The following is a 25,982-nucleotide window of genomic DNA, read 5'->3' on the forward strand; positions in this document are numbered from 1 at the left end:
GCGACTTCGTACCGCACCCGGGACACGGAAGCGAAATGGCGTACGGGCGGGGCCGCGACGTGCGGCCCCGCCCCGAACCCTCCCTCAGCCACGCAGTGCCGACGCGAAGATCGACGGCAGGCGGCTCCATCCGGGGTCCGTCGTGTACGCCGTGAGGCGCCGCAGGGTGGTGCGTCCGGTGCGGTTGGTGACGTAGTACGGCGGGCGGGGTGACAGGGAGGGGGAGCCGGTGAACAGTCCCCGGGGCGCGGGCGCGAAGGGGGCGCGCAGCACGGTCTTCTCGATGTCTTCGAGCATGAACGTGTTGTGGACGAAACCGATGCCGCTGCCGATGTCCTGGGGTGTGTGGCCGGGGTGGGCGCCCCAGGGGGTGTGACCGAGGAGGAAGCCGAAGGCCGACCAGCAGTTGACGCCGAGGGTGCCGTAGCGCAGCGCGGTGACGGCGCCGTCCACGGCGGCGCGGTGCGCGCGCTCGGTCCTGGGGTGGACGAGAAGGGTGGCGCCCAGGGTGCCGGGCAGTTTCTCGTTGGCGAACTCCGTTGCCGCCGCGAGGAACTCGGGAGCGTCGGCCCCGGGCAGGCGCACGACGCCCAGGGCGCTGGCGAACACCTCGTCCGTCAGCATCGGGTCGTCGGGGTCGGTGACGTCCGGGACCAGCACGCGACAGGCGCCGTCGCCGTAGGTCTCGGCCTCCGGGTGGGCCACCATGACCGCGCTCAGGCGCGTCTCGGCGCCGGGGTAGTAGTCGCCCCGCGCGGGGAGCCGACGCATGACCTGACGGATCTCGGCCAGCAGACGCTCCGTGCCGTCCCAGTCGCGGGGGACGAGCAGGATCTGGCTGGCCACGCAGTTGTGGCCGGAGTTGTTGAGTTTGCTGGTGACGATGTGTTCGGCCTGGAAGCGGAAGTCGGCCGCGCTCCACGGGCCCGGTGTCACGATGCAGGGGCTGATGCCGCCCAACTCGCTGGTGAACGGCTTGGTGTTGAGCGGCGTGTTGGCGCTGCGGCGTTCCGGGGCCTGTTCGTCGGTGCCCCACACGATGGCGTCGTGGGTGCGTTCGCTGCCGGTGACATGAATGGCGTCGATGCCCTCGTGCCGGGTCAGATGGGCTCCTTCCTCCTGGCCTCCGTCGACGAAGCGGACCAGCCCTCGTTCCACGAACTCGCCGAACACCGACTCGAAGTGGGGGCGGAGGTAGGCGTTGACCGGGTTCATCTTGGCGATGACGACCTGCCCCTCCGCGTAGAGCTTGTGCAGGATGTCGAGCGGGGTGATGGCCGCGATGTTGCCGGCGCCGAGCACGAGAGCGACGGCGGGGCGGCCGGCCCGTCCGCGGTACTCGCCCGCGGCCCGTTCAAGGACCTGCTCCCGGGAGGTGCCGGGCACCGTCCACACGTCGGCTGTGAACCCGTTGAGGAGCAGGCGGTCGGAGGCGGTGGCGGGGAACACCCGTACCACCGTGCGGTCGTTGTGCGTACGGGCCTGTGCGGCGGTGACCGGGTCCTTCCCGGCGTGCAGGCGCCGCAGCACGTGCAGGTAGGCGCTCACGGTCTGGGCGAGCGCCCAGGGGGCCGACGCCCAGTCCTCGGTGGCCCATTCCGACCGTTCGTCGTAGCCCTTCGCGCGGGCCGCGGCGGCGACCATCGCGGGGGCCTCGGCACCGATGCGCGGCAGCATCCGTTCCAGCAGGCCGATGCGCTCCGCCAGGGAGGTGGCCGTCCAGGAGTCGGCGTGCGCGCGCAGTTCGCCGACCGCGAGGTCGAGTTGGGCGGTGTCGAGCGCGGGTGCGGTGCTCAAGGGGGCAACTCCTTCGGTGGGGGGTGCGGGAACAGGTGCGACGGAATCGGTCGGGTCCGGTCAGTCGTGCATACGGGCAGTGTCGCGCACGGGGTCGACGAGCAGGAAGGATGCGGCGGCGCCGAGGGCGAGAAGCAGCCCGGACAGGACCATGGCGGTTTCGTAGCCGGCGGTTCCCCGGGCGTCGACGAGTGCGCCCACGACGGCGGGTGCGGCGAGGCCGGCCGTCGTCACCACGGCGTTCATGCCGCCCAGGGCGCCGCCGGCACGCGAGGGCGGGGCGAGTTCGGCGACGGTGGTCGCGGCGACGGTGGCGTAGGAGCCGCCGAGCCCGAAGCCGACGGCGACCAGTGCCGTCTTGGCGCCCGCGCTGTCGACCAGGGGAAGTGCCAGGCAGCAGAGGGCGCCGAGTCCGAGCAGGGTTCCGCCGACCCAGCCCCGCGCACGGCGACTTGGGACGCCCCGACGCATCAGGCGTCCGGTGATGCCGGCCTGCGCGAGCAGGGCGACGGCTCCGATGGTCCACGGAGCGACGACGAGGGTGCCGGCCTCACCGGCCGAGTAGCCGAGGGCGTTGCGCAGGTAGGACGGCAGCCAGACCAGCATCAGGGCCACGGCCCAGTAGCTGCTGAAATAGGCGCTCGTGACGCCGATCCAGGTACGGCTGGCGAAGATCCGCCGGTACGGAACCGCGCCTCGGGTGTCCGCCTCCGACCGCGTGGGCGTTGTGGCACCACGGCTTCCTGCGTCCGCCCCGAGCGCCTTCCACACGGCGGCCCAGACCAGGCCGGCACCGGCCAGCACCCACAACGCGGCCCGCCAGCCGTGGTGTTGGATCACCCAGGACAGGCCGGGTGCCGAGACGATCACGCCGAGCGTCACCCCGAGGGTGATCAGCGCGCCCGGCAGATTGCGCCGGTGATCCGGGAACCAGGCCAGAGTGGCCTGTTGGGCGACGGGGAAGGCGGGGCCCTCCGCCGCGCCGAGAAGAACCCGTGAGGCGATCAGGACGCCGAGGCCGCCGCCGAGCGCCGCGGGGACCTGGGCGACGGACCACAGCAGGGCCATCACCAGGAGCAGCAGTTTCGGCGACACCCGGTCGGCGGCCAGCCCGACGGCGATCGCGGCCACGGAGAACAGCAGGAAGAACGCGCCGTTGGCCAGTCCGAACCGGGTGGCACTCAGATGGAGATCGTCGCGGATCTCGTCCGCGGCCAGGCCGAGGACGGACTTGTCCGCGAAGTTGACCATCATGAAGACCACGAGCAGTGCGGTCACCGTCCAGGCGCGCCGGCTGCCGCCGCCGGTGGATCGGCCTCCGTCCGTCGGGAGGTGGGGCAGGGTCGGTACCGCGGTCATGGCGACTCCGTGAGGTGATGGTGGGCCCGGCGGGCTCAGGACAGCGGGACCCCGGCGATGGCGATGCGCTCCATCACCCGGCGCTGCGGGAAGTAGTCGTTGACCGCGTAGTGCTGGGTGGCGATGTTGTCCCAGATCGCGATGGAGTCGGGCTCCCAGCGGAAGCGCACCTGGAACTCGGGGATGCGTGCCTGAAGGACGAGGATGTCGAGCAGTTCACGGTTCTCGGCCTCGGACAGGCCCGTGATGCGGCGCGTGAACGGCTCGTTGACGTACAGGGTCCTGCGGCCGCTGCGCGGGTGCCGCACCACGACCGGGTGCTCGACCTGCGGCCAGGTGGAGCGGAACGCGGCCTTCTGTTCGTCGTTCATCAGGGCGCCCCAGCTCGCCTCCCAGTCGTGGACCGCGGTGAGGTCCTCGATCCGCGCCTTCAGATCGCCGGGGAGGTTGTCGTACGCGGCCGCCATGTCGGCCCACATGGTGTCGCCGCCCGCGGCCGGCACCTCCACGGCGCGCAGGACGGCGCCCAGTGACGGGTTGGCCATGAACGAGTGGTCGCTGTGCCAGATGTTCTTGTTCCCGGCGGCCTTCGCGTCCTTGGCGAGGCGTGAGATGCCCTCGGTCCCGGTCCTGGCGAAGAAGGGGTTGATCTCGGGCCGGCCCCAGACGGCGGAGAGCGCGAGCTGGTGCTCGGGGGTGAAGCCGTGCTGTCCGCGGAAGAAGACCACCTTCCATTCGAGCAGCGCCTGGCGCAGTTCCGCGGCGAGCCGGTCCGTGATCGGCCGTGTCAGGTCGACTCCGCCGAGGACGGCGCCGAAGTGCGGGGTGAGCGGCTCCACGCGGAGGAGCTCGAACACGGTCGGTGCGGCGCCGGGGGCGAGTCGCTCCAGGGTCCGGCGTCCGTAGTGCATCAGGGGCTTGTCCAGGACCGGCCGGGGGTGGGCCACCTGGGCCGTGGCGACGTCGTGCATGGGAGTCCTCCTCGCGACGAACGTGATTACGTAACCGGCAGTATCGTTATTGATGTGCGGCAGGACAAGGGGGCTGGACGTGTGGTTTTCGCGCACGGGTTCCGGGGCGTAGCCGTCGGCCCGGGCGTGGGGAGAGCGCGGCGGGGCGGACGGTCAGGGGTGCGTGGATCGTCGTCGCCGGTACGCGGAGAGGCGGCCCGGGTCCCGGCACAGGCGTACCGCCTCCCGCCCGGCCGTATTGCCTCCCGGCCCACGGGCGGACGTGCTCAGGCAGGTGTGAGGGCGGACCTCACGGCTGGACGCAGACCGCCCGGCCGATCAGTTCCACCACCGACTCGACGAAGGCCCCGTCCGGCAGCCGCAGTTCGCCGATCATCCGGAACAGCAGCGACGACGCCACCAAGGTCGTGGCGGCCGCCACATCCACATCGGCCCGCACATCACCGCGGGCGACACCGCGCTCCAGCAGGTGACGCGTCTCGCTGGTGACGCGGGCCGTGTAGGCGCGATAGGCGCTGGGCTCGGCGCCCTCCTCGGCGGCCGACCCGATCACCCCGGCCACCAGGCGGGCGATCCCCGGCTGCCGGTACGCCTCCATCCGCGCCGTCAGCACGGCACGCAACTCCGCCCGGAAATCCCCCATGTCGGGCACGTTCAGCGATCCGATGCGGGACTCCGTGGCCGCGATGAGCAGATCCTGCTTCGTGGGCCAGCGCCGGTACATGGCCGGCTTGCTCACCCCGGCACGCGTCGCCACGGCATCCATCGTGAGGGCGCTCATGCCCTCCGCCGCCACCAGGTCGACGACGGCGTCGAGGACGGCCCGGGTGACGTGCTCCTGGCGAGGTCGACCCGGCCCTCTTCTCGTGCCCTGCACCTGTTCGTCGGCCATACCGCGACCCTACGCGGAGCACGCCCCCACCCACGCCGGTCAGGGCACGGCATCGCCGCCGTCCCGCGCCTGCCGCAGCAGTGCGTCCAGGTCGCCGAGCCGGTCGAGCCCGCGAACCGCCTGGCTCATCCGGTTGTTGCCGGACAGCCGTTGCCGATGCCGGTGCAGAAAGGCCCAGTAGCCGGTGGTGAACGGACAGGCACGTTCCCCCACGCGTTCCGTCGGACGGTAGGCGCACCCCGTGCACAGGTCGCTCATGCGGTGCACGTACGCGCCGCCGGAGGTGTAGGGCTTGGTGGTCATCCGCCCGCCGTCGGCGTACTGGGACATCCCGACGACGTTGGGCAGCATGACCCAGTCGTAGCCGTCGACGAAGCAGCGGTGGAACCAGTCCGTGACCGCCCGCGGATCCCAGCCGCGCTGGAGGGCGTAACTGCCGAGCAGCATCAGCCGCGGGATGTGGTGGGTCCAGCCGGTGTCGCGGACCTGGGCGAGGGTCGTCGCCAGACAGCTGGCGGTCACGGCGTCGGCGTCGAGATCGAGGAACCAGTCGGGGAGCGGCGTGTGGTGCCGCAGCGCGTTGCTGTCCCGGTAGTCGTCACCGAAGCGCCAGTAGAGCTGCCAGACGTACTCGCGCCAGCCGGCGATCTGCCGGACGAATCCCTCCACGCTGTTGATCGGCGCCCGTCCGGACCGCCAGGCGTCCTCCGCGGCCTCGACGCACTCGGCCGGATCCAGCAGACCGAGGTTCAGTGACGACGACAGCAGGCTGTGGCTCATCACCGGATCCGCCGCCAGCATCGCGTCCTCGTACGCGCCGAAGCCGGTGAGGCGGTGCTCCACGAATCGCCTGAGCGCCGCCAGCGCCTCACGTCGCGAGGCGGGGAACCCGCGGGGGCCGTCCCGTCCGACGAACCGCACCTCCCCGCTGCTCTCCCACCGGTCCAGGTCGTGCCGGACCTCCTCGTCGATGGCGTCCTCCCGCGGCCGGTAGGGCGCCGGCGCGTCGAGGGTGGGGGCGTTCCGGGGAGGAGGTTCGCGGTTGTCGTGGTCGTGGTTCCAGCGTCCGCCGGCCGGGGCGTCGCCGTCCATCAGCAGGTCGTGTCCCCGCCGAACCCACCGGTAGAAGTCCTCCTGCCGCAGTCGCCGGCCACCGAGGCCGTCCGCCCAGGCGCCGAAGTCCTCATGGGGCACCAGGAATCCGCGGACCGGCAGGACGGTGACGGCGTCGAGCGACCGCACCAGCCGCAGGGCCGCGTGCGAGGTCGGATGGTGCACCGTCACCGTGCCGCGGCCGCCGACGCCGCCGACCGCTTCGCGGAGCCCCTCGCGGTAGGTGTCGGCGCGGATGTAGCGGGCCCTGTCGCCCAGTTCGGCCGCCCGGTGCCGCATCGCCGACAGGACCAGGTGGGCTTTCGCGCGGTGGAAACGCCGACGCCGGAAGACCGAACGCGCCTCGATGATCAGCACCGACGCGTCGCGGTCGGGGCCGCCCTCTCCGGGAGCGAGGAAGTGGGGACCCAACTGGTCGCCGAAGAGCCAATGGACAGTCTTCATGGGCGTGTTCGGTCTCCATCAGCTCGGCGGACGTGCGGCGACGCGGGCGGCCGACGCGACGACCGGCCCCGCCGAAGCCCGAGCCTCGTGTGCGCCGACCGCGGAAAGGCCCGTGCACGTTCCTCTCTACACGGCCGCGGGCCGACCGATCCGCGTGCCGCACGCGCGCCGTCCGGTACCGACCCGGACGGGTGACGGTGGAGCCGGGACATCCGTCGGCCGCCGGGCCTGACGCCTGTTGGCGGTACCGGCCCGCGGCTGCCGCGCCGGCCGGGCGGACCAGCGGGACGCGTCAGGGTGCGAAGGGGCCCGGCTCGCTCAGGCCTCGCTCAGGCCGCTGTCCCGTCGAGTGCGATCTCCAGCCGCGCGGCCACCGTGGTCAGGGCTGTTCCGAGGGGGAGCGCGACGCGGGTGAGGGCGTGCGGATCGCCCCGGGTCGGGTCCCGGTTGATGATCAGGACCGGCTTCCCGTCCTGGGCGGCCTGGCGGACGAATCGCAGGCCGGACATCACCGTCAGCGAGGAGCCCAGCACCAGCAGGGAGGTCGCCTCGCGGACCAGCCGACGGCAGCCTTCGACGCGCGGCGGGGGCACGGACTCGCCGAAGAACACGACGTCGGGTTTGAGGATCCCGCCGCAGACCGTGCAGGGCACGACGTGGAAGTCGCCGACCTGCTCGTCCGTGAGGTCGGCGTCACCGTCCGGGTTGATCATGGCGGCCGGCGGCTCGAAGCCGGGATTGGCCTCCTCCAGCCGTCGGGCCAGTTCACGGCGCTCGCTCACGTCCTGGCAGGAGAGGCACACGACTCTGTCCAGGCCCCCGTGGAGTTCCACGACACCCTCGCTGCCCGCGGCCTGGTGGAGACCGTCGACGTTCTGGGTGATCAGCCCTGAGAGCAGTCCGTGCCGTCCGAACGCGGCGACGGCACGGTGTCCGTCGTTGGGGTGGGCCCGGCCGAAGGTCCGCCAGCCGAGGTGACTGCGCGCCCAGTACCGTCGCCGGGCCCGGTCGCTCCCGGCGAATTCCTGGTAGGTCATCGGCGTGTGCCGGCTCAGGCTCCCGTGCTCGCCCCGGTAGTCCGGGATGCCGGACTCCGTGGAGATGCCGGCCCCGCTGAGCACCAGCACCCCACCGCTGCTCAGGGCGTCGGTCACCGGCCGCAGATCCGTGGTGCCGGGCGGCAGGTCCTCGGTGGGGGTCCAGCTCAGTGTGGGGCGCATGCGCATGGTGCCAGGGTACGGACCCGGCGCGGCGGTCCGCCGGACAGCGCCGGCACCTGTGCCGGCGCTGCTCCGGACGGGGACCCGGGTCAGTGCCTCGACGGCATCAGGGCGTCACGGCAGGAGCAGGGAGCGGGCGTGGCTCAGAAAGCCGGTCAGAGCCAGTTCGAAGGCCGCGTCGGCGCGGCCCTTGCCCATCGCCGCCAGGGCCGCGGCCAGGTGCGGTGTCGCCGTCTCGTCGGTCAGCTCCCACATCATCTCCGGCGCGGCCATGTCCAGGGCCGACCCCAGCACGACGTTCTCCAGACCGATGATCACGGGCATCACGTCCGGCAGAGAGAAGCCGGCTTCCAGCAGGAGACCGGCCGCCAGGTCGTACTGCTCCAGGACGCGCGGCGCCCGGACGGGTGATGTGGTCAGCAGGGGAATCGCCTTGGGGTGAGCGGCGAAGGCCGCGCGGTAGGAACGAGCCCAGTCCGCCATCCGCCGGTCCCACGGCTGCGCGTCGGCCGTCAGCGGAGCCGGGTCGATCGCGACGGCCACCCGCTCGCGCAGCAGCTCCACGATGCCGTCCCGGCCGTCCACGTGGTGATACACCGATCCCGTCTGGACGCCGAGCCGCCTGGCGATCTTCGGAACGCTGAAGTCGCCCTCCGCGTCGACGAGTTCGAGCGCGGTCGTGGTGATCCGCTCCCTGTCCAGCAGCGGCTTGCTCGGCCGTCCCATCGCGCTCTCCCGAAAATGTGGTCTTCCCGAATGCCCAGAGGGAGGCTACATTGCCGAAACCGAAAGCCTTTAGATTTAGCTTCCGGGCCCGGGACCGACGTCCGCGGGACCCCGTCTCCCCGCCGCCAGAAGGGCTTCCTTCCGCATGCCCGCAACCCCACCGCAGACGCAGCCCCACACCGACCGCAGCGTCGGCGCCGTACCCACCCTGCGCGCCGGAACCCTGGGTACCGCCGACATCGCCTTCTTCGTCGTGTCCGCCGCCGCCCCGCTCACCGTCATGGCGGGCGTCGCCCCGTTCGCCATCGCGCTGGGCGGCATCGGCGCACCGGTCGGCTATCTCGTCGCCGGCGTGACGCTCGCCGTCTTCGCCGTCGGTTTCACCACGATGAGCCGCCACGTCCGCAACGCCGGGGCGTTCTACGCCTTCATCACCCGAGGCCTCGGCCGCTCCGTGGGCATCGGCGCCGCCCTGCTCGCCATGGTCGGCTACAACGGCATGGAGATCGGCGTCTACGGGCTCCTCGGCACGTCCACGCAGGACACCCTCCACGCCCTGTTCGGCGTCGACATCCCCTGGCTGCCGGTCTCCCTCGCCGGGCTCGTCCTCATCTGGTACGGCGGCTTCCGGTCCATCGACTTCGGGGCCAGGCTCCTCGGCGTCCTGCTCTGCGCCGAGACCGGCATCCTCGTCCTGCTGGCGGGCGGCGTCCTGCTCAAGGGCGGCGCACACGGCCTGTCCATGGCCTCCTTCGCCCCGCACAACGTGTTCGTCCCCGGCACCGCCGCCGTACTCGCCTTCGCGTTCGCCGCCTTCACCGGGTTCGAGTCGACCGTCATCTACCGCCGCGAGGCCCGCGACCCCGGGCGCACCGTGCGCCGCGCGACGTACATCGCGGTCGCCTTCCTCGGGCTGTTCTACGCGTTCATCGTCTGGACCGTGATCCAGGCGTTCGGCGACGCCGGAGTCGTGGCCGCGGCCGGCAGCGACCCGGCCGGACTGTTCTTCTCGGCCATCAGCACCTTCGTCGGCGGCTGGGCAGCCGACCTGATGCACATCCTGATCGTCACCAGCGTCCTCGCGTCACTGCTGGCCTTCCACAACGCGATCAACCGCTACGGTCTCGCGCTCGCCGAGGAAGGCGTGGTGCCCAAGGCCTTCGGCCGCGTCCACGCCCGGCACCGCTCGCCGTACGTCGCCGGCCTCGCCCAGACGGTGCTGGGCGCGGTCGTCGTCCTCGCCTTCTGGGCCGCGGGTGCCGACCCCTACGCCCAACTGCTGCTGTGGGTCAACACACCCGGAATGGTCGGCCTCATGCTGCTCCAGCTCCTGGCCGCGATCGCCGTTCCCTTCTACTTCCGCCGCATCACGCACCAGGAGGGCGTCCTGCGCACGGTCGTCGCCCCGGCCGTGGCGACCGTGCTGCTCGGCGTGGCGATCGTGCTCGTCTGCACCCACCTCGACCTGTTCACCGGAGCGTCCTCGCTGGTCAACACGATCCTCGCGTCCGTCGCCCCCGTGGTCTTCGTCCTCGGACTGGTGCTCGCCCGACGGCTGCGGCGCAGCAAGCCCGACGTCTTCGACCGCTTCGCGGCGGAACCGGCCGACGACCCGGACGCCGACCACGCCGGAGCCGTACCGGCCTGACCCGGTGCCTCGCCTTCCCCCACCGCCGACACACCCGAACGGAGCTCACTCGTGTCCGAAGCCGACCTGCTGCTCACCGGCGCCCACGTCCGTACCCTCGACCCCGCCCTACCGGAGGCGACGGCCGTGGCCGTCCGGGACGGTCTGATCGTGGCCGTCGGCGACACCGAGGACATCGTCCGCGTGTGGAGCGGTCCGGGAACGGAGCGCGTCGACCTCACCGGAGCCACCCTCGTCCCCGGCCTGGTCGACGCGCACAGCCACCCCGTGTGGGGGCTGGAGATGGCGACCGGCACCGACCTGTCGGGCGTCCGCACGCTCGACGAACTCCGGACGGCCCTGCGCGACGCCCCACGGGCCGACGGCTGGGTCGTCGCCTGGGGACTCGACCACAACGTGTTCGCGGGCCGGCGGATCGACCGCGCCCTCGTGGAGGCCGAACTGGGCGGGGCCCCCGCCTTCGTCCGCTTCTACGACGGACACTCCGCCCTGGCCAGCGCGACCGCGCTGAAGGCCGCCGGGATCACCGGACCGCGCACGTTCGCCCAGCGCGCGGAGATCGTCTGCGACGCCGACGGCCGTCCCACCGGTCACCTCGTCGAGCACGCGGCCATGGACCTGATGCTCGACGCCGTTCCCAGGCCCTCCTTCGGCGAGCGCCGCACCGGACTGCTCGCGCTCCTGTCGCGGATGGCGGCCACCGGACTGACCGGCGCGCACGTCATGGACCTGGGGCACGGCGACGTACCACGGCTCCTCGCATCGGTGGAGGAGGAGGCGGTACTGCCCCTGCGCCTGCGCCTCGCGCCCTGGTGCATGCCGGGCACCGACCAGGACGGTCTGGACGAGCTGATCGCCCTCCAGAGCGAGGCCGGACGGCACTGGCGGGTCGGAGGGGTCAAGTTCTTCATGGACGGCACCGTCGAGGGCGGTACCGCCTGGCTGGAGCACGCCGACTGCCACGGACAGGGCACGGACGCCTTCTGGCCCGACCTCCGGGCCTACTCCGACGCCGTGCAGCGGCTGCACGACGCCGGCGTCGGAACCGCCACCCACGCCATCGGCGACGCGGCCGTACGGCACGTCCTGGACACGGTCGAGTCCCTCGGAGCGGGCGGCGTGGGCAGGCACCGGATCGAGCACATCGAGACGGTGCCCGACGACACGATCCCGCGCTTCGCCGCCCTCGGCGTCGCCGCGTCGATGCAGCCACCCCACACCGCGTACACCCGCGGCGACCACGCGGACGAGTGGTCCAGGCGCCTCGGCTCCGACCGGGCGTCCCGCGCGTGGCGCATCCGCGACCTGCGGGACGCCGGCGCGGTGGTCGCGCTCGGTTCGGACTGGCCGATCGCGCACTACGACGTCCGCCGGGTCCTGTCCACGGCGCAGGCACCCGAGGGCGCCGCGGGTGCCCGGAAGGGACTCACCGGGCTGATGGCCCTCGAAGGCTGCACCTCGCACGCGGCACGCGCCGCCGGTGAGGACGCCGGTCGGATCGCACCGGGTCTGCGGGCCGACCTCACGGCCCTCGGCGTGGATCCCGCCTGCGCTCCCGCGGACGAGACCGCCGAGGCGCCGGTCCGCCTCACCACCGTCGGCGGCCACATCACCCACCGCGGCGACTGAACACGTCGTCGCCGACGGGGACGAGGAGGGGAGCCCGGGCCGAGGCAGCCGACGGACGTCCTGAGGCTGTCCGCCGTGACGGTCAGCGACCGGTGCGCCGCGCCGGGAACGAGGTGCCTGACCAGGCGACGCGGAGCATGTCGGGGGCGCCATGGAGCCGCGCCGGAACACCGCCGGGAGGCGGCACCGGCGCCTTCTCGACGCAGATGCCGCCGAGGGCCCGGTAGAACTGCCGGGCGGCGGTGTTCTGCTCCAGCACCCAGAGGTACATCGACGGGCCCGTGGCCCGTTCGGCGACGGCCTCCGCGGCCCGGGTGAGGAGCGCGGTGCCCGTCCCGGTGCGCTGACGGCCGTGGACGACGTGCAGGTTGTCGACGAGGCTGCCCCAGCGCTCGTCGGCGTCGAACACGACGTGCACGAATCCCGCGAGTTCGGCGTCGTGCTCGGCGACGACCGTCAGGTGCTCACCGGGTGCGGCGAGCCGCGACGACCACACGGCATGACGGTCGGCGACGACATCCCCGTCCAGGAACGCGTCGGCGTAGGCCCCGCGATAGTGCCTGCGCCAGCTGGCGGCGTGCAGCGACGCCACCTTCGCGGCGTCGTCGGCATCCCCCACACGGAACCGCAGCGACGTCATGCCGCCCCTCCCCATCCCATGATCAACGGCCCGCCGGACCGGAACACGCCCGCCCACCCCCGGCCTCGGCGCGCCATGCCCCTTGTCACCCGCTGTCCACGACCCTGACCACGACCTGTCCGCTACGGAGTGGCCGTCGCCGCGCGCTCGCGCGACGCGTCGCATCACGGGCGCGCGGGGTCAGTCGCAGGACAGCAGGCCCGCCTTCTGCTTGGCGTTCAGGACGCGATGCACGCTCTGGTCCACCTGGTCGCGGAAGGTCGTGCTCTGTGCCATGCGGCTCTGCACGGCCTTGGTCATGGCGGGGATCAGATTCGGTTCGACCGTGAGGACCACGTCGCCGCCGGCCGACAGGAACTTGACCGCCCGGTCGCCCGGGGACACGGACTTCACCGCCACCGCGTTCCCGAGGTCGTCCGAGATGACCACGCCCTTGAAGCCCAGGTCCTTGCGGAGCATCCCCTGGATCACCGTCGAGGAGAACGCCGCGCGGTTCTTCGAGTCGATCTTGCTGTAGGTGGCGGAGGAGATCATGACGAACGGCGCCCCGGCCTTGATCCCGGAGTCGAACGTCGAGACGCTCGCGCTGTTCCTCGTCGTCACGCTGTCCACGACGCCTGCCGTGGTGTCGGTGTTGCCCCGCACGTAGCCGAGCCCCGGGAAGTGCTTCAGCGTGGGCAGCACCCCGGACTGGGTGGAACCCTCGAGGAACGCGTCGCTGTACGGGGCCACCGTGGCGGCGGTGTGGCCGAACTCGCGGTCGAACCGGCCGATCGGCGCGTTGTCCCTGCCCAGACTCGCCGGTACCACGTCCGCGACGGGTGCGAGGTTCAGGTTCACACCGGCCGCCTTGAGTTCCTTGGCCCAGACCGCCGCCTCGCTGCGCAGTTTCGACGTGGTCCACGTTCCCTGCGTGAGGGCGCTCGGGATGGTCGAGAACCCGGGGCCGGACAGCACCTGCACCTGTCCGCCCTCCTGGTCGGTCGAGACCAGGAGCCCCACACGATGCCCTTTCGCGGTGTCCGCCTTGGCCTGCAGAGGGTCGACGACGGCCTTGGTCGCCTTCGTCCCGGCCGTGCTCCGGCCGGCCAGGAACACCGAGCCGACGTGGTACTGCTGCATGAGGGCGATCCGCTTGCTGTCAGGCGCGGACGGCGTGACCGATCCCATGAAGAGCTGGCCGACCCGCTGTGGATCCGTCATCGCCCTGAACGTCGTGTCGGCGCAGGTGTTCGCCGCGAACTTGGGGCCCTTGCCCGACGGGTCGATGATCGCGGCCTGCGAGATCTGGACGCCTGCCGCTCCTGCCAGCGCGAGCGCCAGGGCCAGCGAGGTGGCGAGCTTGACGCGACGCTTGGCGGGGGAGCGGTGGGCCGGCGACTGGTGGGATGCCATGAATACTCCGACGGTGCCTGCTGCGGACCGCTCGGACGTCGAGCGGATAGTCAGATGCCATGCTCATGGTATCAACGTGAGGGTGGGTCGCCAGTGCGCGAACAGACGGGTGACCTGCGCACGGCGGCCCTCTGGACCGCCACCGCCCGCGGTCACTCGGCAGGGCGCACGGTGGTCGCTCCGTGGCCGAACGGGAGCCCGGCCCAGGGGAGTTGCCGGACTTCCGGGTCCACGTGCCGGCCGCCGGCATCGCGAACCGGAGCGGGTTCGATCTCGGGAGGGGTTTCGCCGACGCGGACCATCCAGCGGACCAGGGCCTCGCCCAGGTTGTCGGCGATCTTCCGGTGGGACGCGAGCCCGGCGAGGTTGTCCAGCTCATGGGGGTCGGCCCACAGGTCGTACAGCTCGGTCTCGACGTAATGCGCTGCGCCGGAGTCCTCCCAGGGGTCCCCGTCGGGCGCCGCCACCGCGTACTTCCACCGGTCCGTCCGCACGGCGCGGCCCACATGGGACTCGCTGATCTGGACGAAGACCTCCTCCGGGCGGCCGGGGTCGTCTCCGCCGCCGACCAAGGGGAGGAAGGACCGGCCCTGGACACCCTCGGGAACGGGGAGCCCGGCGGCCTCCACCAGCGTGGGCATCAGATCCGCCGTGCTCACGGGGCGGCGGATCAGTCCGCCGCCGGTGAATCCCGGTCCGGTCAGCGCGAGCGGGACGCGTACGGACGCGTCGTGGGCGGAGCGCTTGTACTCGTCGTTGCGGGTGCGGAAGTGCGAGCCGTGGTCCGCGGTCCACGCGAGGACGGTCGAGTCGGTCAGATCGAGGCTGCGCAGGGCGTCCCGCAGTCGACCCACCCCCTCGTCCACCCGCTTGATCTGCCCCAGGTAGCCGCCCATGTGCCGGTGGGGACCACCGTGCGGCGCGGCGGCCGCGAGCGCGGCGAGGTCCGCGGGCATCCAACGGCCCTCGTAGCGCTCGCGATAGCCCTCCGGCGCCGGATAGTCGTCCGTGGCGTTCTGGTGGTGGGGCTCCAGCAGGGACAGGAAGAGGAAGAACGGCCGGTCGTGATGGTCCGCCACGAAGCGGACGGCGGCATCGACCAGCGCGTCCGAACGGAAACCGACCAGGCGCACCGCCTCACCGTCCTCCCCGTACAACACGGTCCGGTAGGCGTCGGAGGTGTACTCCAACAGGTCGCTGGCCAGCCAGCGTTGGTAACCGCCCCGACGTTCGGGTGCTACGGGGCCGTCCCCCGACGCGCCGGCGGCCAGGTGCCACTTGCCGATGTAGCCGGTGGTGTAGCCGGCCGCGCCGAAGACCTCGGCGATGGTGGGCATCCCGGCCGGCAGCGGGATGCCGTTGCGGAACACCCCGGTCGCGGTCGGATACCGGCCGGTCTGCAGCGAGGCCCGGGCCGGCGCGCACACCGGTTGCGGCGTGAGGGCCTGCTCCACATGGGTGCCCGTACGGGCGATCCGGTCGAACTCGGGCGTGACGTCGGCCGGGTTGCCGTGGACACCGGTGGTGTCCCACCGCTGTTGGTCCGTCAGAATCACGATGACATTGGGCAGTTGACTGGACACCGGTGAGTCGGACCTTTCGGAGGGGCACGGAGGGCGCGGAACACAGGGGCGGAGACAGCGGCCGCGCCCATCCCCGCGCCCGCGTCTGCCGACCCGAGGGTCCCGGTGGGGTGGGTCGCGGACGTCTTCGACCCTACGAAGCCGTGCGGATCGGACTCCATGGACAAACATGCTGGTGTCTTGGACAGTTGCCGCGCCGAGCCGGCCTGGACGGTCCGACCCGAGTTCCGCGCAGGGAGGTCGGGCCGGGATGCCGGGGCTGTTCAGGGAGCTGTGATCACGCGGCGGAAAAGGGGTGGGTGCGAGCGCTGTCGGGCTGTTACCTTTCCGTCGACCGCGGCACCGTCCCGAGGAGGTGAGACCCATGAACGCTGTATCCATGTGGGTGCTCCCCCTCTCGTCACGGTCGGGCGATTGACACAGGTGTCGCCGGGAGCGCCTCGACAACAGGGCACTCCCGAAAGGCACCACGCATGCATCCTCCGCAGTTCACCGTCGAGTCGTCATCGAACGGCGTGCTCGAGCGCGACTTCACCGTGGGCGACGTCCCCGGAGTCCTCTGGTCGCCGACCGGCGCCGCCGAGCGCGCGCCCCTGATCCTCATGGCTCACGGCGGCGGCAATCACAAGAAGCACCCGGCGATGTCCGGCCGCGCTCGACGTCTCGTGTCCGGCTGCGGCTTCCACGTCGCCGTCCTCGACGCGCCGGGTCACGGCGACCGGCCGCGCACGGCACACGACGAGGCGGAGATCGCCGAGTTGTTCCGGGCGCGGGCGGCCGGCGAGCCGGAAGGCCCGGTCGTCGTGCGCTACAACGAACACCTGGCGCGCATCGCCGTACCCGAGTACCGGGCGGCCCTGGACGCCCTCCAGGAACTCCCGGAGATCGGCACCGACGGCCCGGTCGGCTTCTGGGGCATCAACATGGGCACCGCGATCGGCGTACCGCTCGTGGCGATCGAACCCAGGATCACGGCCGCCGTCCTCGGCCAGCACTGGCCCGACGTCCTGGCCGAGAAGGCGAAGCGGATCACCGTCCCGATCGAGTTCGACCTGCAGTGGGACGACGAGCACATCACGCGCGAGGAGGGACTCGCGCTGTTCGACGCCTTCGCCTCGAAGGAGAAGTCGCTGCACGTGAACTCCGGCACGCACAAGGAGTTGCCCCGGTTCGAGGCGGACAGCGCGGTCCGGTTCTTCGCCCGTCACCTCGGCGGCGCGGGCACCGTATGACCTGATCCGACCTGAGTGGTCGCGGCGCCCGGCATCCGGCCCGGCGCCGTGACCGCGATGCCGTGCACCGGCCGACGAGTTCGGCTGCGGCAGGCGCTCAGGGGAGACGCGGCTCGTCGTCGAGTTCCGTCGCCGCGGCGGTGACCGCGGGGAGTGTGCGGTAGGCGGCCCGGGCATGGGCGAGGCGGGCCAGGGTCGTCCCGATGAGGGCGGCGGACAGCAGGCAGGCGAGCCAGAAGGTGTCGCGGTGCCCGATCCAGCTGAAGGTGCCGGCGGGCGGCACGGCGAAGCCGTTGAGGAACAGCCAGCAGAGCACGGCCGTTCCGGGGGCCGCGGTGAAGCTGGCGGGGAAGCCGAGGACGACGGCGAACAGGGACAACGCCGTGAGGGCGAGGCCTGGTCGGTCCGGTCCCACGGTGGTGTTGAGGAAGACCACCAGAACCAGCGCGCCCACGAAGGCCGTTGCCCACACCAGCGACGTGGACACGGGCCGGGGCACGGGCCGGCTGCCGTTGCTGAGGGAAACCCACTCGATCAATGGGTCACGTCTCCTTCCGGTCCGCGCCGGCGTCAAGGGGAGGGGAACGCCGGTGGGTTCGACTGCTGCTGTGTGTGGACCCCGAGGACGGATTGTTCCACTGGCGTTCCAAGGGGGCCGCGGGGGTCGGCCCCGGTGCTGGGTATGGTGACACCCAGTGGTTCGCAAAGGAACAGTCAAATGAGACAGACGGACGGGAGGGCAGCTGTGGGGGCTGCACGCATGAGCAGTACGCCGTTGCCGGGGATCGGGGTCCGCTACGACCTGAGCACACGAGAGCAGCGCCGCCTGTCGGTCGTCGCGCACCGGGACGGCTCACGGACGTTGAGCGCGTACCGCCAGGACGACCCGGACGCCTGCGCGCTGTCGGTGCGACTGTCCTCAGGGGAGGCGGAGGTGCTCATCGGCGCGTTGATGCCCGCGCATCACAGCCCGAGTCTGCTGTCGACGACCGAACTGGGGCTGGTGGCGGAGAGGAGCGAACTGTCCGCCACCTCCTACTGGAACGGGCGGTTGCTCGGGGAGACGCGCATGCGCACGGACACGGGCGTGTCGATCGTGGCGGTACTGCGCCGGGCGGAGGCGATCCCGTCGCCCGGGCCGGACTTCCGGCTGGCCGGCGGGGACACGTTGATCGTGATCGGCACGCGCGAGGGCGTGGAGGCTGCCACCGCGATCCTCGGACGGGAGTGAGCCGCGATGCACTCCTCCGCCACCTTCCTGATCGAGTTCGGGGCCATCATCCTCGGCCTCGGACTGCTGGGCCGGTTCGCCGGCCGCTTCCAGTTCTCGCCCATCCCTCTGTATCTGCTGGCCGGGCTGGCCTTCGGCCAAGGCGGCATCCTCCCGCTCGGCACCAGTGAGGAGTTCGTGGCGATCGGCGCCGAGATCGGCGTGATCCTGCTGCTCCTCATGCTGGGCCTGGAGTACACGGCCAGCGACCTGGTGTCCAACCTCAAGACCCAGTACGCGGCCGGGCTGGCCGACGCCGCGCTCAACGCCCTGCCCGGGGCCGCGATGGCCCTGCTGCTGGGCTGGGGCCCGGTGGCGGCCGTGGTCCTGGCCGGGGTCACCTGGATCTCCTCCTCCGGAGTCATCGCCAAGGTCCTCGGTGACCTGGGACGGCTGGGCAACCGGGAGACACCGGTGATCCTCAGCATCCTGGTCCTGGAAGACCTGTCCATGGCCGTCTATCTGCCGATCGTCACCGCGCTGCTGGCCGGAACGACCCTGGCGGCCGGCAGCGTCACGCTGGCGATCGCGCTGGGCGTGGCCGGGCTCGTCCTGCTGGTCGCGGTGCGCTACGGCCGGCACATCTCACGCTTCGTCTCCAGCGACGATCCGGAGAAACTGCTCCTGGTGGTCCTCGGCCTGACGCTGCTGGTCGCCGGGCTCGCGCAGGAGCTCCAGGTGTCGGCGGCCGTGGGAGCCTTCCTGGTCGGTATCGCCCTGTCCGGCGAGGTGGCGGAAGGCGCGCACAACCTGCTGGCTCCGCTGCGCGACCTGTTCGCCGCGGTGTTCTTCGTGTTCTTCGGCCTGCACACCGACCCGTCGAGCATTCCACCGGTGTTCCTGCCCGCGCTCGCTCTGGCGGTCGTCACCGCGGCGACGAAGATCGCCACCGGCTACTGGGCCGCGAGGCGCGCCGGAGTCTCGGTCAAGGGGCGATGGCGCGCGGGCGGCACGCTCGTCGCGCGCGGCGAGTTCTCCATCGTGATCGCCGGGCTCGCGGTCACCGCCGGGATCGAACCCTCGCTGGGACCGCTGGCCACGGCGTACGTGCTGATCCTTGTGATCCTCGGCCCGCTCACCGCCCGCTACACGGAGCCCGTGGCGCGCCTGGTGGGCGGCCTGCGCAAGCCCTCTCCCGCAACCGGGGCCGCGTCGGATCCGTCCGCCCCCGATCGGGAGGACGCGGTGGACGGACAGGACGCGCTGGACGAGCAGGACACCGTCGGCCGGGTGTGACCGGGGACGGGCCGGCGGACCGCGACGAAGTCCGCGCCGCCCGGCGGTGAACCGCCACCGGACAGCCGGGTCCGACGGCACGGCCGTGCGGGTCCGGGCACGCGCCCGGCGCGTCACACCCTCGCGCTCGGAAGCACGCTTCGGGCTCCTTTCCTGGTAGACGTGACCAGTACGGCGGGGGAGCGGCGCAGCGAAGGAACGAGGAGCGATGGCATCCCGAGCGCACACCGTGGGCGTCCTGGTGTTCGACGGCATGAAGATGCTGGACCTGTCCGGGCCCGCGGAGGTCTTCAGCGAGGCCAACCGGTACGGCGCCGAGTACCGGCTGAGCATCGTCGCGGTGGGCGGAGCGCCGGTGCGGTCCTCCATCGGCATGAGCGTGCCCGTCGACGTGGAGGCCGCGGCCGCGGACCCCTTCGACACCCTGCTCGTGGTGGGAGGCGACCTGCTGCCGGCCGCGCCGGTGGACCCTGCGCTGGCCGCCACGGCCAAGGCCCTGGCGGCCGGGGCCGAGCGCGTCGCGTCGGTCTGTACCGGGGCGTTCGTCCTGGGAGCCGCGGGACTGCTGGAGGGCAAGCGGGCGACCACGCACTGGCAGCACACGGCAGCGCTGGCTCGTAGCTGCCGGCTGACGCGGGTGGAGCCGGACGCGATCTTCGTCCGGGACGGCAGCACCTACACCTCCGCCGGTGTCACCGCCGGCATCGACCTCGCCCTCGCCCTGGTCGAACAGGACCACGGACCGGACCTGTCGCGGAAGATCGCGCGTTCGCTGGTGGTGTACATGCAGCGGGCCGGCGGGCAGTCCCAGTTCTCCGCCTCGCTCCAGGGCCCGGCACCCCGGACGCCCGTGCTGCGGATGATCCAGGACGCGGTCCAGGCCGATCCGACGGCGGACCACGGCCTGGAAGCTCTGGCGGCGCGCGTCCGGGTGAGCCCACGGCATCTGACCCGCATGTTCCGCGCCGAACTCGACACCACCCCCATGAAGTACGTGGAACTGATCCGGTTCGACCGGGCGAAGGCCCTGCTCGACGCCGGACACAACGCGACGGAGGCGGCCTCGCTCTCGGGCTTCCCCAGCTACGAGAGCCTGCGACGCGCCTTCGCACGCCATCTCGGGCTCTCCCCGACCCAGTACCAGCAGCGCTTCGCGACCACCACGCCGACGTCACGCGCCCGTACCGGCAGATGAGCCGACCGGCGGAGGCATGACCGTTTTCGAGGGCATGTCGGCCATCCGGTCGCGGACGCGACGGCCCCGCGCGGCGGAAGCTGGGGACAGGACCCCCGCCCCGCCCAGGGAAGGCAGCCATGACCGAGTACATCGCCGACGTCGCGATCCCCGACAGCAAGCTCGCGCAGGACGCCACCGACCTCATCCGGGACACGACACCGGCCCTGATCTTCCACCACTCCCGCCGGGTCTACCTCTTCGGCAGCCTCCAGGCGGCCGCGCTGGGGCTCAGCCCCGACCCTGAACTGCTGTACGTGGCCGCACTGTTCCACGACACGGGCCTGGTACCGCCCTACCGCGGCGACGATCAGCGCTTCGAGATGGACGGTGCCGACCAGGCGCGCGCGTTCCTGCTGGCGCACGGTCTGTCCGAGAGCGACGCGGACACCGTCTGGACGGCCGTCGCCCTGCACACCACGCCAGAGGTGCCCTACAAGATGGCGCCCGAGATCGCGGCGACCACCGCGGGCGTCGAGACGGACGTCCTGGGCCTGCGCCTGGCCAACATCACGCGAGCACAGATCGAGGCGGTCACCGCCGCCCATCCGAGGCCGGACTTCAAGCGGCAGATCCTCGAAGCGTTCACCGACGGCTTCAGGCACCGCCCCGACACCACGTTCGGCACGGTGAACGCGGACGTTCTCCAGCACTTCGTCCCGGAATTCCGGCGTACCGACTTCGTCGACGTCATCGAGAACTCCGCCTGGCCGGAGTGACCGCACCGCGGGACCGAAGCGGAGTGCCCTGGCGCATCACACGGAAAGACACGAACATTCATGACCGAGACCATTTCCGGAGTGGAAATCCCTCAGACGGCGGCCGTCGCGGCCGCCACCGCGTTCATTCGGGAGACGACGAACCCGCTCATCTACCACCACTCGCGCCGCGTCTTCCTCTTCGGTTCCCTGCACGCGCGCAGGCTCGGCCTCCGGCCTGATCCCGAGCTGCTGTACGTCTCCGCCATGTTCCACGACGCCGGACTGCTGTCCCCGTACTCCGCCAAGGAACAGCGCTTCGAGCTCGACGGCGCCGACCATGCCCGCGCGTTCCTCCTCGACCAAGGATTCTCGCCGAGCGCTGCCGAGGTGGCCTGGATGGCGATCGCGCTGCACACGACGCCGGGGATTCCCGGCCGTCTGGGGGCGGAGATCGCGGCCACGAACTACGGTGTACTGACCGACGCCGTCGGATGGGGCCTGGCGGATCTGGACGACGCTCAGGCCGACGAGATCGTCGCCGCCCATCCGCGCGGAGAATTCAAAAGGGATTTCCTGCAGGAATTCGTCGACGGTCTGAGGGACCGCCCGGACACCACGTACGGGACCGTCAACGCAGACGTGCTCGAACACTTCATCCCGGGATTTCGACGTACCAGCATGGTCGAGCGCATCACCGACGCGCCGTGGCCGAGCTGACGCGAACGAAGGAGGTCATGACATGCGAGCCATCACCGCCGGGAACCGCGACGCCGGCGTCGAAGGGCTGACCCTGACGGACATCCCCCACCCCCACGCGGCGGAGAACGACGTCATCGTGCGGGTCCACGCCGCGGGATTCACCCGGGGAGAACTCGACTGGCCCGCGACGTGGACCGACCGTGCGGGCCACGACCGCGCGCCGAGCGTGCCCGGCCACGAGGTCTCGGGGGTCGTGGCGGAACTCGGCTACGGAACGACCGGTCTCACGGTCGGCCAGCGGGTCTTCGGACTGACCGACTGGACCCGCGACGGCTCGCTCGCCGAGTACGTCGCCGTGGAGGCCCGCAATCTCGCCCCGCTGCCCGCGGACGTCAGCCACACCGTGGCGGCCGCGCTGCCGGTCTCGGGACTGACCGCCTGGCAGGGCCTCTTCGACCACGCGCAGATCAGGACGGGACAGACCATCCTCGTTCACGGCGCCGCGGGGGCCGTCGGTTCGATGGTGGTGCAACTCGCCGGGGAGGCCGGAGCCAGGGTGATCGGAACCGGCCGGGCGGCCGACCGGGACACGGCTCTGGGCCTCGGCGCCCACGCGTTCCTGGACCTGCAGAACGACCGGCTGGAGGACGCCGGAGAGGTCGACGTGGTCTTCGACGTGATCGGCGGTGACGTCCTCGACCGCTCGGCAGCGCTCGTGCGCCCCGGCGGCACGCTCGTCACGATCGCCCGGCCACCCACCGTTCGACCCAAGGACGGGCGAGCGCTGTTCTTCGTCGTCGAACCCGACCGCGCGTGTCTCACGCACCTCGTCCAGCGGATCAGCGACGGACGTCTCGACGCCCGGGTCGCCGCCGTATGCCCCCTCACCGAGGCGGCCGCCGCCTTCGTGCCCGATCGCCGCGTCTCCGGCAGGACGATCATCCAGGTCACCGAGGACCGATGATCTCTCTTCCCTTCGTACGGGCATTCAGGTGATTTCGGTGTGATCAAGGATTTAAGGCTCCTTAGTATCTCTTTCCGTGACAGACGGAAAGAGTTGTCGGCAGCCGGACGACTGCGCGACCGATGTGCTCGTCCTCGGGGCCGGGCCGGCCGGGCTCGTGCTCGGCAACGTCCTCGTGGACCAGGGAATCGACTGCGTCATCCTGGAACGGGCCGAGCGCGCCCACGTGCAGACACGTGCCCGCGCCGGATTCCTGGCCGCCAACACGGTGCGGATCCTGGAACGGCACGGTCTCGCCGAAGGACTGCACCGGCACGGACAGACCCACAGCACCTGCGAGTTCCGCACCGAGGACGGCCGGTTCCGGCTGGACTACAGCGGGCTCGGACAGGGTGAACGCCACACCGTCTACCCCCAACAGGACCTGGTGACCGACCTGTTGACGCGGTTCCTGGAACGCGGCGGACAGATCCGCTTCGGCACCGAGGCCGTGGCCGTACGCGGCGCCGACGGTGAACGGCCCGAGGTGACCGTGCGCGAGGCCGACGGGCGGCCCGGCCTCTGGCGGGCGCGGTACGTGGCAGGCTGCGACGGACGACACGGCGCGGCCCGGCGCTCACTGCCGGCCGGAACGGTTCGCCACCAACGCGATCACGGCGTGACCTGGCTCGGTCTGCTCGCCGAGGCACCGCCCAGCCTGGACGCCGTGGGATACGCGGTGCACGAGCACGGGTTCGCCGGGCACATGGCCCGCACCAGCGAGGTCACCCGCTACTACCTCCAGTGGGAGCGCGGGACCCCGGCCGACGCCTGGTCAGAGGAGCGGATCTGGCACGAACTGGAACTGCGGATGCGGGCACCCGAATACGGCCCGCTGCGCCGCGGGCCCCTCGTGCAACGGGCCGTCGTCGACCTGGAGTCCGACGTGCTCGAACCGCTGCGCCACGGCGCCCTGTTCCTCGTGGGCGACGCCGCCGGTCTGATCAGCCCCTCCGCGGCGAAGGGCGCCAACCTCGCCGTCCTCGAAGCGGCGATCCTGGCACCCGCCCTGGTCGACGACCTCACGACCGGGAACTCCGAGGGCCTCGACGCCTACTCGGCGCGATGTCTGACGCACATCTGGCGTGCGCAGGAGTTCTCCCACTGGATGATCGGCCTGCTGCACGGCCCCTCCGGCGCGAACGGCGAGTCCGGGTTCCACAACTCCCTGCGCCGCTCCCGACTCGCCTCGCTGCGCACCTCGCGCAGCCATCAGGACTGGTTCGCCGAGCACTACGTCGGCGTCTAGACCGTGTCCACAAGGTCGTGTCCGCGAAGTCCCGCCTGCCCGGCGACGCCTGGCACGCACGGCGGACACGCCCTGGCCCGCCGCCCTCGAGCTCCGCACCCGCGTACATCCGTACGCACACAACCGAACCCCGGAATGAGGATCCCCCCGCAATGATCACGGCATTGTCGGGCGACACGTCCCGCCTGCGCGCGACGGTCGACTTCGTCAAGGAACAGGACACCGCCACCCTGCTCCCGCTCCTGCTCCCCGGGCTCGACGGCCCGGAGCTGCGGACCCTGTCCGAGCGCTGCGAGTTCTCGCACGCCGCACTCCTCGTCTTCCCGCCCGATCCGGCCGCGCTGGACGCCCTGCTCGCCGACTGCGGGCTCGTCGCCCACGCGCCACCGCGGCCCAGCGTCGTCGTCCGCGAACGCCTGGCCGCACGGCACGAGCGGTCCGCAGCCCACCTCGACCTCGGCATTCTGCGACCCGCGGTGGACTGCCGGGACGGGGCGCGGCGCATGGTCGAGGTGTTCGCGCTGACCGTGCCGCCGGGTTCCGACCTCGAAACCGTCGCCGCGCACGAGCGGGAACAGCAGCACGAGGCGCATGTCGCCTTCGAGGTCGAAGCACCGGACCCGCTGGTCCTGCGCGGCCTGTGCGCGACCTTCGGGCGCTACGGCGCCACCCCCGGAGGCGGCGGCTACAACCCGCACGAGAACGGCACGGTGTTCTACTTCACCGTGCCCGCCGAGGCCAAGGCCGGCTACCGCCGCGTGGAGCTGTACGTCCCCGGGGACCACCGGGACATCCTCGCCGCCCACCTCGACGAACACCGCAGGCAGCAGCCCGCCGAGGCCCTGCTGCGCCTGCTGACCGGGGCGTGGACGACCCAGGCCCTCGCCGCGTTCGCACAACTGGAGGTGGCCGACGCGCTGCACGAGGAGCGGGCCGTCGGAGTGACGGAACTCGCGCACGCCGCCGGAGCCCACGCGCCGAACCTGACCACCCTGCTGCGCTACCTCACCATGCTCGGCGTGGTGAGCGAGAGCCGGGACGGATTCCGGCTCACGGACACCGGCAGGCTGCTGCGCGCGGACGCCGACGGGTCGATGCGGTCGCTGGCGCTGATGTACGGAGGACCGTTCTACGAGTCCTTCGCCGGCCTCGGGCACACCGTGCGCACGGGACAGGTCGCCTTCGAAGAGCGCTTCGGCGAGAACCACTTCGACCACTTCGCCCGCGATCCCGAACTCGCCGAACTCTTCGACCGGTCGATGGCCGCCGGTTCACGGATGTTCGACCCGCTGCCCGCCCACCCCGTCCTCGCCGAGGCTCCCGACGGGGCCACCGTCGTCGACATCGCCGGCGGCAACGGCGAACTCCTCGGCCGAATCCTTTCCGCACACCCCCACCTGCACGGCGCTCTGCTGGAGCGCCCGCACACCGTCGAGACCGCCCGCCGCCTCCTCGGCGAGGCCGGCCACGCGGCACGGTGCACCTTCCGAGCGGGCGACTTCGCGGACGTCCCGGCGGGCGGCGACGTCTACGTCCTGTCCCGCGTCCTGCACGACTGGGACGACGACCGTTGCCTCGACATCCTGCGCCACTGCGCCCGCGCGATGCCCGACACCGCCGATCTGCTCGTCGTCGAACGCGTCCTGCCCACCGATGGCTCGGCCTCCCTCGCCACCGCCTGGAACCTGCACATGATGTGCAACGTGGGCGGCCGCGAACGTCGCGCCGACCACTACGCCCAGTTGTTCGCCGACGCGGGCCTCACCCTCGTGGGCCAGGCACCCCTGCCCCTGGACGGCAGCGTTCTGCACGTCCGCAGAACCGCTACGCCTGACACCGCGTCCGAGCTCTAGAAGCCGCCGGAACACCACACGCCCACCGGCAGTCGACGAGCCTGCCGGTGGGCTCAGCCCTGCTCGCTCCGCCAGAGTGCCAGGCGCC

Annotated in this window: 22 protein-coding genes; 11 read left to right on the forward strand and 11 right to left on the reverse strand. The window is 71.7% G+C overall.

Annotated features, from left to right (window positions below):
* Nucleotides 1-84: 84 nt before the first annotated feature.
* The 7 genes from OG406_RS37760 to OG406_RS37790 form a co-directional block, all read right to left on the reverse strand.
* Nucleotides 85-1,797, reverse strand: a complete 1,713-nt coding sequence (locus tag OG406_RS37760; RefSeq protein WP_267051932.1) for an aldehyde dehydrogenase family protein — start codon at nt 1,795-1,797, stop codon at nt 85-87.
* 60 nt (nt 1,798-1,857) lie between these two features.
* A complete protein-coding gene (locus OG406_RS37765; protein WP_267051933.1) occupies nt 1,858-3,156 on the reverse strand; it encodes an MFS transporter in 1,299 nt (432 codons plus the stop codon).
* Between the two features lie 35 nt (nt 3,157-3,191).
* Entirely contained in the window at nt 3,192-4,127 is a 936-nt protein-coding gene (locus tag OG406_RS37770) for a TauD/TfdA dioxygenase family protein (protein ID WP_164369736.1), read from the reverse strand.
* Nucleotides 4,128-4,416: 289 nt separating this feature from the next.
* On the reverse strand, nt 4,417-5,019 hold the full coding sequence (locus OG406_RS37775; protein WP_329190281.1) for a TetR/AcrR family transcriptional regulator: 603 nt from the start codon (nt 5,017-5,019) through the stop codon (nt 4,417-4,419).
* A gap of 39 nt (nt 5,020-5,058) precedes the next feature.
* Entirely contained in the window at nt 5,059-6,576 is a 1,518-nt protein-coding gene (locus OG406_RS37780; protein ID WP_329190283.1) for a cryptochrome/photolyase family protein, read from the reverse strand.
* A gap of 329 nt (nt 6,577-6,905) precedes the next feature.
* Nucleotides 6,906-7,802 (reverse strand): NAD-dependent protein deacetylase, encoded by an 897-nt coding sequence (locus OG406_RS37785; protein ID WP_267051937.1) that lies wholly within the window; start codon nt 7,800-7,802, stop codon nt 6,906-6,908.
* Nucleotides 7,803-7,910: 108 nt separating this feature from the next.
* A complete protein-coding gene (locus tag OG406_RS37790) occupies nt 7,911-8,522 on the reverse strand; it encodes a TetR/AcrR family transcriptional regulator C-terminal domain-containing protein (RefSeq protein ID WP_329190284.1) in 612 nt (203 codons plus the stop codon).
* A gap of 145 nt (nt 8,523-8,667) precedes the next feature.
* Here OG406_RS37790 and OG406_RS37795 point away from each other — a divergent pair, with 145 nt between their 5' ends.
* Both OG406_RS37795 and OG406_RS37800 read left to right on the forward strand, forming a co-directional pair.
* Complete coding sequence (locus OG406_RS37795; RefSeq protein WP_329190285.1) at nt 8,668-10,170, forward strand: APC family permease; 1,503 nt, start codon at nt 8,668-8,670, stop codon at nt 10,168-10,170.
* Between the two features lie 51 nt (nt 10,171-10,221).
* Nucleotides 10,222-11,799: an amidohydrolase gene (locus OG406_RS37800; protein ID WP_329190287.1), complete on the forward strand. Its 1,578-nt coding sequence runs from the start codon at nt 10,222-10,224 to the stop codon at nt 11,797-11,799.
* An 82-nt stretch (nt 11,800-11,881) separates the two neighbouring features.
* On the opposite strand, the gene OG406_RS37805 is transcribed toward OG406_RS37800, so the two are convergent.
* The 3 genes from OG406_RS37805 to OG406_RS37815 all read right to left on the reverse strand — a co-directional run bounded on the left by OG406_RS37805 (nt 11,882) and on the right by OG406_RS37815 (nt 15,390).
* Nucleotides 11,882-12,439: a GNAT family N-acetyltransferase gene (locus tag OG406_RS37805; protein WP_267051941.1), complete on the reverse strand. Its 558-nt coding sequence runs from the start codon at nt 12,437-12,439 to the stop codon at nt 11,882-11,884.
* Between the two features lie 180 nt (nt 12,440-12,619).
* On the reverse strand, nt 12,620-13,834 hold the full coding sequence (locus tag OG406_RS37810; protein WP_266852785.1) for a glycoside hydrolase family 3 N-terminal domain-containing protein: 1,215 nt from the start codon (nt 13,832-13,834) through the stop codon (nt 12,620-12,622).
* 152 nt (nt 13,835-13,986) lie between these two features.
* Nucleotides 13,987-15,390, reverse strand: coding sequence for a sulfatase-like hydrolase/transferase (locus OG406_RS37815; RefSeq protein ID WP_329190289.1), 1,404 nt, complete (start codon nt 15,388-15,390; stop codon nt 13,987-13,989).
* Nucleotides 15,391-15,890: 500 nt separating this feature from the next.
* Here OG406_RS37815 and OG406_RS37820 point away from each other — a divergent pair, with 500 nt between their 5' ends.
* A complete protein-coding gene (locus OG406_RS37820; protein WP_267051943.1) occupies nt 15,891-16,649 on the forward strand; it encodes an alpha/beta hydrolase in 759 nt (252 codons plus the stop codon).
* A gap of 97 nt (nt 16,650-16,746) precedes the next feature.
* Here the strand turns inward: OG406_RS37820 and OG406_RS37825 are convergent, their stop codons facing one another.
* Nucleotides 16,747-17,187, reverse strand: a complete 441-nt coding sequence (locus OG406_RS37825) for a hypothetical protein (RefSeq protein ID WP_266610159.1) — start codon at nt 17,185-17,187, stop codon at nt 16,747-16,749.
* Nucleotides 17,188-17,409: 222 nt separating this feature from the next.
* Between OG406_RS37825 and OG406_RS37830 the strand changes: the two genes are divergently transcribed.
* From OG406_RS37830 to OG406_RS37865, 8 genes are all read left to right on the forward strand, one after another.
* A complete protein-coding gene (locus tag OG406_RS37830) occupies nt 17,410-17,880 on the forward strand; it encodes a cation:proton antiporter regulatory subunit (RefSeq protein ID WP_164369746.1) in 471 nt (156 codons plus the stop codon).
* A 6-nt stretch (nt 17,881-17,886) separates the two neighbouring features.
* A complete protein-coding gene (locus OG406_RS37835) occupies nt 17,887-19,155 on the forward strand; it encodes a cation:proton antiporter (protein ID WP_266852780.1) in 1,269 nt (422 codons plus the stop codon).
* 208 nt (nt 19,156-19,363) lie between these two features.
* Nucleotides 19,364-20,350 carry a GlxA family transcriptional regulator gene (locus tag OG406_RS37840; RefSeq protein ID WP_267051944.1) on the forward strand — a complete coding sequence of 329 codons (987 nt, stop codon included), beginning with the start codon at nt 19,364-19,366 and terminating at the stop codon, nt 20,348-20,350.
* Nucleotides 20,351-20,469: 119 nt separating this feature from the next.
* The gene (locus OG406_RS37845) at nt 20,470-21,108 is read left to right on the forward strand and encodes an HD domain-containing protein (protein WP_267051945.1); all 639 of its coding nucleotides are present in this window, start codon (nt 20,470-20,472) and stop codon (nt 21,106-21,108) included.
* 60 nt (nt 21,109-21,168) lie between these two features.
* On the forward strand, nt 21,169-21,807 hold the full coding sequence (locus tag OG406_RS37850) for an HD domain-containing protein (protein WP_267051946.1): 639 nt from the start codon (nt 21,169-21,171) through the stop codon (nt 21,805-21,807).
* Between the two features lie 22 nt (nt 21,808-21,829).
* Nucleotides 21,830-22,753 carry an NADP-dependent oxidoreductase gene (locus tag OG406_RS37855; RefSeq protein WP_267051947.1) on the forward strand — a complete coding sequence of 308 codons (924 nt, stop codon included), beginning with the start codon at nt 21,830-21,832 and terminating at the stop codon, nt 22,751-22,753.
* 124 nt (nt 22,754-22,877) lie between these two features.
* The gene (locus OG406_RS37860) at nt 22,878-24,041 is read left to right on the forward strand and encodes a 4-hydroxybenzoate 3-monooxygenase (RefSeq protein ID WP_267052155.1); all 1,164 of its coding nucleotides are present in this window, start codon (nt 22,878-22,880) and stop codon (nt 24,039-24,041) included.
* Between the two features lie 152 nt (nt 24,042-24,193).
* A complete protein-coding gene (locus OG406_RS37865; protein ID WP_267051948.1) occupies nt 24,194-25,894 on the forward strand; it encodes a methyltransferase in 1,701 nt (566 codons plus the stop codon).
* Nucleotides 25,895-25,982: the final 88 nt, after the last annotated feature.

The organism is Streptomyces sp. NBC_01428 (genome assembly GCF_036231965.1).
Lineage (GTDB): Bacteria > Actinomycetota > Actinomycetes > Streptomycetales > Streptomycetaceae > Streptomyces.

Coding starts and splice junctions, on each gene's coding strand:
- OG406_RS37765 (WP_267051933.1), bottom strand. CDS start 3,156: ATGACCGCGGTACCGACCCTGCCCCACCTCCCGACGGACGGAGGCCGA.
- OG406_RS37770 (WP_164369736.1), bottom strand. CDS start 4,127: ATGCACGACGTCGCCACGGCCCAGGTGGCCCACCCCCGGCCGGTCCTG.
- OG406_RS37775 (WP_329190281.1), bottom strand. CDS start 5,019: ATGGCCGACGAACAGGTGCAGGGCACGAGAAGAGGGCCGGGTCGACCT.
- OG406_RS37780 (WP_329190283.1), bottom strand. CDS start 6,576: ATGAAGACTGTCCATTGGCTCTTCGGCGACCAGTTGGGTCCCCACTTC.
- OG406_RS37785 (WP_267051937.1), bottom strand. CDS start 7,802: ATGCGCATGCGCCCCACACTGAGCTGGACCCCCACCGAGGACCTGCCG.
- OG406_RS37790 (WP_329190284.1), bottom strand. CDS start 8,522: ATGGGACGGCCGAGCAAGCCGCTGCTGGACAGGGAGCGGATCACCACG.
- OG406_RS37795 (WP_329190285.1), top strand. CDS start 8,668: ATGCCCGCAACCCCACCGCAGACGCAGCCCCACACCGACCGCAGCGTC.
- OG406_RS37805 (WP_267051941.1), bottom strand. CDS start 12,439: ATGACGTCGCTGCGGTTCCGTGTGGGGGATGCCGACGACGCCGCGAAG.
- OG406_RS37810 (WP_266852785.1), bottom strand. CDS start 13,834: ATGGCATCCCACCAGTCGCCGGCCCACCGCTCCCCCGCCAAGCGTCGC.
- OG406_RS37820 (WP_267051943.1), top strand. CDS start 15,891: ATGCATCCTCCGCAGTTCACCGTCGAGTCGTCATCGAACGGCGTGCTC.
- OG406_RS37830 (WP_164369746.1), top strand. CDS start 17,410: ATGAGCAGTACGCCGTTGCCGGGGATCGGGGTCCGCTACGACCTGAGC.
- OG406_RS37835 (WP_266852780.1), top strand. CDS start 17,887: ATGCACTCCTCCGCCACCTTCCTGATCGAGTTCGGGGCCATCATCCTC.
- OG406_RS37840 (WP_267051944.1), top strand. CDS start 19,364: ATGGCATCCCGAGCGCACACCGTGGGCGTCCTGGTGTTCGACGGCATG.
- OG406_RS37845 (WP_267051945.1), top strand. CDS start 20,470: ATGACCGAGTACATCGCCGACGTCGCGATCCCCGACAGCAAGCTCGCG.
- OG406_RS37850 (WP_267051946.1), top strand. CDS start 21,169: ATGACCGAGACCATTTCCGGAGTGGAAATCCCTCAGACGGCGGCCGTC.
- OG406_RS37855 (WP_267051947.1), top strand. CDS start 21,830: ATGCGAGCCATCACCGCCGGGAACCGCGACGCCGGCGTCGAAGGGCTG.
- OG406_RS37865 (WP_267051948.1), top strand. CDS start 24,194: ATGATCACGGCATTGTCGGGCGACACGTCCCGCCTGCGCGCGACGGTC.